The organism is Acinetobacter sp. 228, assembly GCF_048147885.1.
This window is the reverse complement of sequence record NZ_JAYWYV010000241.1, coordinates 1-1,432: the sequence shown is the minus strand read 5'-3', so window position 1 is coordinate 1,432 and position 1,432 is coordinate 1. Positions and strand designations below refer to the sequence as shown.

Annotated in this window: 1 protein-coding gene and 1 pseudogene; both read left to right on the top strand. The window is 42.3% G+C overall.

Annotation, left to right across the window (positions count from 1 at the left end; all coding sequences use genetic code 11):
* Positions 1–771, top strand: a 771-nt coding sequence (locus tag VXQ92_RS17800) for a potassium-transporting ATPase subunit KdpA (RefSeq protein ID WP_416682703.1), incomplete at its 5' end; no start/stop codon positions are given.
* 8 nt (positions 772–779) lie between these two features.
* Positions 780–1,432, top strand: a pseudogene (locus VXQ92_RS17795) (potassium-transporting ATPase subunit B); the annotation flags it as partial.

Here is a 1,432-nt window from a genome sequence, read left to right as displayed (position 1 = left end):
GCTGTCTGGTCTGAGAGTATGTCATCGACAGCATCTCAATTTGCCGTAATGGAAGGTAAAGAACAACGATTTGGACCAGTAGCATCAGCAGTTTGGGCAGCGATCACTACGCAGGTGAATAACGGTTCGGTCAATATGATGCATGATTCTTCTGCGCCGCTTACTGGGCTGGTTGAACTCATTAACATGCTGATTAATGCCATTTGGGGTGGTGTGGGCTGTGGCCTGCAACAGTTTATGATTTATCTGTTACTTGCGGTATTTATTGCAGGTTTAATGACAGGTCGTACTCCTGAATTGTTTGGGCGCAAGATTGAAGCAGCAGAAATTAAATTGCTCGCGATTATTATCTTGATTCAACCTTTAGTCATTCTTGCGTTTACTGCATTAAGCCTCAGCATTCCAAGCATATCTGGAATTAGTAATCCAGGACCACACGGTATTAGCCAAGTGTTCTATGAATATGTTTCTGCGTTTGCTAATAATGGTTCAGGTTTTGAAGGTCTTGGAGACAACACTGTATGGTGGAATGTCACTTGTAGTATCGCTCTACTGTTAGGACGTTTCCCTACATTAATTTTGCCATTAATGATTGCCACACGTTTAGCAGCAAAAAGAAAAGCACCCGAAACATCAGGTAGTCTTCAGGTTGAAACACAAACCTTTGCCTTAACGCTGATTACGATAGTTGTGTTGCTTACCTTATTACAATTTATGCCAGTTCTTGTCCTTGGGCCTATTGCCGATCAACTTTTGTTGGTTAAAGGCTAAGGAGGCGAGTGAAAATGAATACACAAACTCATGTAAATAGCCACAAACAAACCATGGCAGTGCCAAATTTTGAAGTTTGGAAAAATGCATTTGTGAAACTGCTACCACAGCATGCAATTAAAAACCCTGTGATGGCAATTGTATGGCTTGGAACAGTGGTTACAGGCATTAGTACAATCTTAGGTTACACCACGCTGATATTTGGTTTAGTGGTTACAGCAATTCTGTTTATTACCATTTTATTTGCTAACTATGCCGAGGCTGTTGCAGAGGCTAGAGGCCGTGGGCAGGCATCTTCATTACGTGCAGCAAGAGAAAATTTAACGGCTCGAAGACTCAACTCTTTGACAGACCGTCAAGCGACTCAAGTTGCAGCGACCGAACTTCATTTAAATGATTTTATTGAAGTACATGCAGGTGAGCTTGTTCCAGCCGACGGTGAGATTGTAGAAGGCTTTGCAACTATTAATGAATCGGCTGTTACAGGTGAGTCAGCACCTGTGCTACGTGAAGCTGGAACAGACCGTTCAGGTGTTATTGGTGGAACCAAAGTACTTACAGATCGTATTGTTGTGCAAGTGACTGCTGAATCTGGTCAAAGTTTCTTAGACCGTATGATTGCTTTGGTCGAAGGTTCAAATCGTCAAAAAACACCGAATGA